The sequence below is a fragment of the Flavobacterium davisii genome (genome assembly GCF_019565505.1).
Lineage (GTDB): Bacteria > Bacteroidota > Bacteroidia > Flavobacteriales > Flavobacteriaceae > Flavobacterium > Flavobacterium davisii.
The window spans coordinates 3,062,501-3,070,000 of sequence record NZ_CP067378.1 but is presented as its reverse complement, the minus strand read 5'-3'; the positions used below and the strand labels follow the sequence as shown (position 1 = coordinate 3,070,000).

General features: G+C 46.9%; 2 tRNA genes and 4 rRNA genes (2 of these 6 only partly in view). All 6 read right to left on the bottom strand.

The window, feature by feature from the left end:
* Positions 1-2,079, bottom strand: a 23S ribosomal RNA gene (locus JJC05_RS14540) (it extends 842 nt beyond the left edge of the window).
* Positions 2,080-2,286: 207 nt separating this feature from the next.
* Positions 2,287-2,360: transfer RNA gene (locus JJC05_RS14535), tRNA-Ala, on the bottom strand.
* Positions 2,361-2,472: 112 nt separating this feature from the next.
* A tRNA-Ile gene (locus tag JJC05_RS14530) sits at positions 2,473-2,546 on the bottom strand.
* 96 nt (positions 2,547-2,642) lie between these two features.
* A 16S ribosomal RNA gene (locus JJC05_RS14525) occupies positions 2,643-4,157 on the bottom strand.
* Positions 4,158-4,490: 333 nt separating this feature from the next.
* Positions 4,491-4,599, bottom strand: a 5S ribosomal RNA gene (rrf, locus tag JJC05_RS14520).
* Positions 4,600-4,774: 175 nt separating this feature from the next.
* Positions 4,775-7,500 (bottom strand): 23S ribosomal RNA (locus JJC05_RS14515) (it continues 150 nt past the right edge of the window).
* Together the 16S, 23S and 5S rRNA genes with 2 tRNA genes alongside form the textbook arrangement of a ribosomal RNA operon.

Here is a 7,500-nt window from a genome sequence, read left to right as displayed (position 1 = left end):
TCTTCACCGATACTACAATTTCACCGAGCTCATGGCTGAGACAGTGTCCAGATCGTTACACCATTCGTGCAGGTCGGAACTTACCCGACAAGGAATTTCGCTACCTTAGGACCGTTATAGTTACGGCCGCCGTTTACTGGGGCTTCAATTCAATGCTTCTCCGAAGATAACATCTCCTCTTAACCTTCCAGCACCGGGCAGGTGTCAGGCCCTATACGTCATCTTACGATTTTGCAGAGCCCTGTGTTTTTGATAAACAGTCGCCTCGGACCTTTTCACTGCGGCCAGCTTGCGCTGGCGACCTTTCTCCCGAAGTTACAGGTCTATTTTGCCTAATTCCTTAGCCATGAATCTCTCGAGCGCCTTAGGATACTCTCCTCAACTACCTGTGTCGGTTTACGGTACGGGTACTTATAATCTATGTTTAGAAGGTTTTCTTGGCAGCCTTTAGGTACACTATCCCTTCATCCGAAGAATCCGAGTACTATCGCATTTCACCAGTCCCAGCGGATTTGCCTACCGGGCCTTTAGCTAAGTGCTTTAACGAACTATTCCGTCAGTTCGCGGTACTTTCACCACTGCGTCACTCCATCACAATTATAACTAGTACGGGAATATTAACCCGTTGGCCATCGACTACTCCTTTCGGATTTGCCTTAGGACCCGACTAACCCGCAGCTGATTAGCATAGCTGCGGAAACCTTAGTTTTTCGGCGGGGGTGTTTCTCGCACCCCTTATCGTTACTTATGCCTACATTTTCTTTTCTAACCTCTCCAGCACCTCTCACAAGATACCTTCGGCGATGTTAGAATGCTCCCCTACCACTTGTACTTAGTACAAATCCATAGCTTCGGTAGTATACTTATGCCCGATTATTATCCATGCTCGATCGCTCGACTAGTGAGCTGTTACGCACTCTTTAAATGAATGGCTGCTTCCAAGCCAACATCCTAGCTGTCGATGCAATCAAACCGCGTTTGTTCAACTTAGCATACATTTGGGGACCTTAGCTGATGGTCTGGGTTCTTTCCCTCTCGGACTTGGACCTTAGCACCCAAGCCCTCACTGCTCAATATATTATATAGCATTCGGAGTTTGTCAGGAATTGGTAGGCGGTGAAGCCCCCGCATCCAATCAGTAGCTCTACCTCTATATAACTTAACTTGAGCGCTGCACCTAAATGCATTTCGGGGAGTACGAGCTATTTCCGAGTTTGATTGGCCTTTCACCCCTACCCACAGATCATCCCAAGACTTTTCAACGTCAACGGGTTCGGACCTCCACTTTGGGTTAACAAAGCTTCATCCTGTCCATGGGTAGATCACACGGTTTCGCGTCTACCACTACTGACTTAAGGTAAAAAAACGTTTTAATTCCCTTTCAATCCCTTAGATTGAATCGCGCCCTATTCAGACTCGCTTTCGCTACGGATCCGTGACTTAATCACTTAACCTTGCCAGCAACGGTAACTCGTAGGCTCATTATGCAAAAGGCACGCCGTCACAGATTATGCTGCTCCGACCGCTTGTAGGCGTATGGTTTCAGGTTCTATTTCACTCCGTTATTCACGGTTCTTTTCACCTTTCCCTCACGGTACTGGTTCACTATCGGTCTCTCAGGAGTATTTAGCCTTAGCGGATGGTCCCGCCAGATTCAGACAGGGTTTCACGTGCCCCGCCCTACTCAGGATAACACTATTCTTTATATTCTTTACTTATACGGGACTATCACCCTCTTGGGTTAACCTTTCCAAGGTTATTCTAATTCAGTTTACAAGAAATATTGTGGTCCTACAACCCCGTTATTGCCGTAACAACAACGGTTTGGGCTAATGCGCTTTCGCTCGCCACTACTTACGCAATCACTTTTGTTTTCTTCTCCTCCGCCTACTTAGATGTTTCAGTTCAGCGGGTTCGCCTCCTATCGGATACTATGTCTTCAACATAGTGGGTTGCCCCATTGGGATATCTGCGGATCAATTCGTATGTGCCGATCCCCGCAGCTTTTCGCAGCTTATCACGTCCTTCTTCGCCTCTGAGAGCCTAGGCATTCCCCATACGCCCTTATTTTGCTTATTGTTTTCTTTATTCTTTTAGCCATTAGTCAATAGCCATAAGCCACTAGTGCCTATTGCTTTTTTACTAATCACTAAAGATGTTCTTTCTACTTGTTTGTATGTTTATCTCAATATGTCAATGAACTTTGAGCCCCCTCCAGCTCCCCCGAAGGGGGAGAGCCGATTGCTCTGTGTCCCTCCCCTTTGGGAAGGTTAGGAGGGGCTGTTGTGGAGAATATCGGAGTCGAACCGATGACCTCCTGCGTGCAAGGCAGGCGCTCTAGCCAGCTGAGCTAATCCCCCATTGTCTATTTTGAATGTTGAATTATTTTTTTGAATTATTTTTCAAATTCATCATTTAAAATTTATAATTCAAAATTCGCTTCTAGAATTTCCTTTTTATAACTTTAAATAGTAGTCCCGGGCAGACTCGAACTGCCGACCCCTACATTATCAGTGTAGTACTCTAACCAGCTGAGCTACGAGACTCTGTATTTTAAGCCTTTTCTTTTTTTTGAATTAACAGCGAGAGTAAGATTTTAATTTAAATTTAATTTTAAATCACATCCTTTTTTTTGTCTCTAGAAAGGAGGTGTTCCAGCCGCACCTTCCGGTACGGCTACCTTGTTACGACTTAGCCCTAGTTACCAGTTTTACCCTAGGCAGCTCCTTGCGGTCACCGACTTCAGGTACCCCCAGCTTCCATGGCTTGACGGGCGGTGTGTACAAGGCCCGGGAACGTATTCACCGCAGCATGGCTGATCTGCGATTACTAGCGAATCCAGCTTCACGGAGTCGAGTTGCAGACTCCGATCCGAACTGAGAACGGTTTTTTAGATTCGCGCCTACTTGCGTAGTGGCTGCTCTCTGTACCGTCCATTGTAGCACGTGTGTAGCCCAAGGCGTAAGGGCCGTGATGATTTGACGTCATCCCCACCTTCCTCACGGTTTGCACCGGCAGTCTTGTTAGAGTTCCCGACCTTACTCGATGGCAACTAACAACAGGGGTTGCGCTCGTTATAGGACTTAACCTGACACCTCACGGCACGAGCTGACGACAACCATGCAGCACCTTGAAAAACGTCCGAAGAAAGATCTGTTTCCAAATCTGTCGTTTCCCATTTAAGCCTTGGTAAGGTTCCTCGCGTATCATCGAATTAAACCACATGCTCCTCCGCTTGTGCGGGCCCCCGTCAATTCCTTTGAGTTTCACTCTTGCGAGCGTACTCCCCGGTGGGATACTTATCACTTTCGCTTAGCCACTCAGATTACTCCAAACAGCTAGTATCCATCGTTTACGGCGTGGACTACCGGGTATCTAATCCTGTTCGCTCCCCACGCTTTCGTCCATCAGCGTCAATATACTCGTAGTAACCTGCCTTCGCAATTGGTATTCCATGTAATCTCTAAGCATTTCACCGCTACACTACATATTCTAGTTACTTCCAAGTAATTCAAGTCTTACAGTATCAATGGCCGTTTGATCGTTGAGCGACCAGATTTCACCACTGACTTATAAAACCGCCTACGGACCCTTTAAACCCAATGATTCCGGATAACGCTTGGATCCTCCGTATTACCGCGGCTGCTGGCACGGAGTTAGCCGATCCTTATTCTTACAGTACCGTCAAGCTCCCTCGCAAGGGAGTGTTTCTTCCTGTACAAAAGCAGTTTACACACCATAGATGCGTCATCCTGCACGCGGCATGGCTGGGTCAGTCTTGCGACCATTGCCCAATATTCCTCACTGCTGCCTCCCGTAGGAGTCTGGTCCAGTGTCTCAGTACCAGTGTGGGGGATCTCCCTCTCAGGACCCCTACCCATCGTAGCCATGGTAAGCCGTTACCTTACCATCTAGCTAATGGGACGCATGCTCATCTTGTACCGTTGGAACTTTAATCATAATGTGAGGCCACATCATAATACTATGGGGTATTAATCCAAATTTCTCTGGGCTATCCCCCTGTACAAGGTAGATTACATACGCGTTACGCACCCGTGCGCCGGTCTCAAAGGAGCAAGCTCCTTCTACCCCTCGACTTGCATGTGTTAAGCCTGCCGCTAGCGTTCATCCTGAGCCAGGATCAAACTCTTCATCGTATATCTTTTGTAACCCTAAGGTTAAATATTATGGACAAAGAATGCTAGTTTTCTTACTCTCTTAAATTTTATTGTTTTAATATCTCTATTAAAACGTGCTGTCAATCCAATATGTCTATGAACTTTTTATTCTTATTTTCGCTTTTGACTTAGCGTCTTAGCGGGTGCAAAGATAGTGTTTCTTTTAGTATTTCCAAGGGTTTTCTTATTTTTTTCAAAAATTTTAAAATTCTTGGTTTTCAATCTATTTAGGAACTTTTGTACTTTGCGAGGATAAAAAATCCCCTGATCTACAGGGGAATTTTATGTCGATTCCAACTATTTTGGAATAAAGAAAGGCAGCGATCTACTCTCCCACAATATGCAGTACCATCGACGCTGGCGGGCTTAACTTCTCTGTTCGAAATGGGAAGAGGTGAGCCCCGCCGCAATAACCACCTTAAGGTTTTAAAGGCATTAGCTAATAGCCATAAGCCACTAGTTTGTGCTTTTCCATTAAACTCTTGGCTTATGCCTTTTGCCTAATGGCTAATATTTTAACATATTGAGATAAATATTCAATTTAGAAAGAATTTTACGCCCCACTGCTCCTCCCCTTTGGGGAGGTTGGGTGGGGCTACAATAAGCTTACGGGTTATTAGTACTACTTGACTCTGACATTACTGCCTTTACATCTATAGCCTATCAACGTGGTCATCTTCCACGACCCTTAAAAGAAATCTCATCTTGTGGTGGGTTTCGCGCTTATATGCTTTCAGCGCTTATCCCTTCCCAACGTAGCTACTCTGCGGTGCTCCCGGCGGAACAACAGATACACCAGCGGTTGGTCCAACTCGGTCCTCTCGTACTAGAGTCAGATCCACTCAAATTTCTAACGCCCACAGTAGATAGAGACCGAACTGTCTCACGACGTTCTGAACCCAGCTCGCGTGCCACTTTAATGGGCGAACAGCCCAACCCTTGGGACCTTCTCCAGCCCCAGGATGTGACGAGCCGACATCGAGGTGCCAAACCCCCCGTCGATGTGAGCTCTTGGGGGAGATCAGCCTGTTATCCCCGGCGTACCTTTTATCCTTTGAGCGATGGCCCTTCCATGCGGAACCACCGGATCACTATGCTCTACTTTCGTACCTGATCGACCTGTATGTCTCTCAGTCAAGCTCCCTTTTGCCATTGCACTCTACGCACGGTTACCAAGCGTGCTGAGGGAACCTTTAGAAGCCTCCGTTACTCTTTTGGAGGCGACCACCCCAGTCAAACTACCCACCAAGCAATGTCCTCCTTTTTTAGGAGTTAGACCTCAGATAAGCAAAGGGTGGTATTTCAACAATGACTCCACAACGCCTAGCGACGCCATTTCACAGTCTCCCACCTATCCTACACATCACTTATCCAAGACCAATACTAAGCTATAGTAAAGGTGCACAGGGTCTTTTCGTCCCACTGCGGGTAATCGGCATCTTCACCGATACTACAATTTCACCGAGCTCATGGCTGAGACAGTGTCCAGATCGTTACACCATTCGTGCAGGTCGGAACTTACCCGACAAGGAATTTCGCTACCTTAGGACCGTTATAGTTACGGCCGCCGTTTACTGGGGCTTCAATTCAATGCTTCTCCGAAGATAACATCTCCTCTTAACCTTCCAGCACCGGGCAGGTGTCAGGCCCTATACGTCATCTTACGATTTTGCAGAGCCCTGTGTTTTTGATAAACAGTCGCCTCGGACCTTTTCACTGCGGCCAGCTTGCGCTGGCGACCTTTCTCCCGAAGTTACAGGTCTATTTTGCCTAATTCCTTAGCCATGAATCTCTCGAGCGCCTTAGGATACTCTCCTCAACTACCTGTGTCGGTTTACGGTACGGGTACTTATAATCTATGTTTAGAAGGTTTTCTTGGCAGCCTTTAGGTACACTATCCCTTCATCCGAAGAATCCGAGTACTATCGCATTTCACCAGTCCCAGCGGATTTGCCTACCGGGCCTTTAGCTAAGTGCTTTAACGAACTATTCCGTCAGTTCGCGGTACTTTCACCACTGCGTCACTCCATCACAATTATAACTAGTACGGGAATATTAACCCGTTGGCCATCGACTACTCCTTTCGGATTTGCCTTAGGACCCGACTAACCCGCAGCTGATTAGCATAGCTGCGGAAACCTTAGTTTTTCGGCGGGGGTGTTTCTCGCACCCCTTATCGTTACTTATGCCTACATTTTCTTTTCTAACCTCTCCAGCACCTCTCACAAGATACCTTCGGCGATGTTAGAATGCTCCCCTACCACTTGTACTTAGTACAAATCCATAGCTTCGGTAGTATACTTATGCCCGATTATTATCCATGCTCGATCGCTCGACTAGTGAGCTGTTACGCACTCTTTAAATGAATGGCTGCTTCCAAGCCAACATCCTAGCTGTCGATGCAATCAAACCGCGTTTGTTCAACTTAGCATACATTTGGGGACCTTAGCTGATGGTCTGGGTTCTTTCCCTCTCGGACTTGGACCTTAGCACCCAAGCCCTCACTGCTCAATATATTATATAGCATTCGGAGTTTGTCAGGAATTGGTAGGCGGTGAAGCCCCCGCATCCAATCAGTAGCTCTACCTCTATATAACTTAACTTGAGCGCTGCACCTAAATGCATTTCGGGGAGTACGAGCTATTTCCGAGTTTGATTGGCCTTTCACCCCTACCCACAGATCATCCCAAGACTTTTCAACGTCAACGGGTTCGGACCTCCACTTTGGGTTAACAAAGCTTCATCCTGTCCATGGGTAGATCACACGGTTTCGCGTCTACCACTACTGACTTAAGCGCCCTATTCAGACTCGCTTTCGCTACGGATCCGTGACTTAATCACTTAACCTTGCCAGCAACGGTAACTCGTAGGCTCATTATGCAAAAGGCACGCCGTCACAGATTATGCTGCTCCGACCGCTTGTAGGCGTATGGTTTCAGGTTCTATTTCACTCCGTTATTCACGGTTCTTTTCACCTTTCCCTCACGGTACTGGTTCACTATCGGTCTCTCAGGAGTATTTAGCCTTAGCGGATGGTCCCGCCAGATTCAGACAGGGTTTCACGTGCCCCGCCCTACTCAGGATAACACTATTCTTTATATTCTTTACTTATACGGGACTATCACCCTCTTGGGTTAACCTTTCCAAAGTTATTCTAATTCAGTTTACAAGAAATATTGTGGTCCTACAACCCCGTTATTGCCGTAACAACAACGGTTTGGGCTAATGCGCTTTCGCTCGCCACTACTTACGCAATCACTTTTGTTTTCTTCTCCTCCGCCTACTTAGATGTTTCAGTTCAGCGGGTTCGCCTCCTATCGGA